Below are 364 nucleotides of genomic sequence, written 5' to 3' on the forward strand. Positions count from 1 at the left end.
CCTGTTAATGATTGTCCGGCGGTGTCCTACTCTCCCACACCCTCCCGGGTGCAGTACCATCGGCGCTGTGGGTCTTAGCTTCCGGGTTCGGAATGGGACCGGGCGTTTCCCCCACGCTATGACCGCCGTAACCTTGTTACCCGTTCCCCCGTGCCGGTTTGGTGCCGGTTTTTGGGTGGGAAGCTTTTGTGGTTACAACATGTGTGTTCCCTCGATGTTGAGGGTCCTGTGGTGTTGTTGTGTTTAGTTGTGGTTTTTGTTCCTGACAACGGGTTTTGTTGTTCGGGAACCACATAGTGGACGCGTGCAGTGTTGTGTGTGGTGTAAGTTGTTGGCCTATTAGTACCGGTCAGCTTCACGAGTC

1 rRNA gene is annotated in these 364 nt (G+C 54.7%); it reads right to left on the reverse strand.

Features of this window, described 5'->3' with window-relative positions:
* Positions 1-13: 13 nt before the first annotated feature.
* A 5S ribosomal RNA gene (gene rrf, locus AC1DD5_RS25820) occupies positions 14-130 on the reverse strand.
* Positions 131-364 lie beyond the last annotated feature (234 nt).

It is taken from the genome of Paenarthrobacter sp. 10L420, assembly GCF_056395385.1.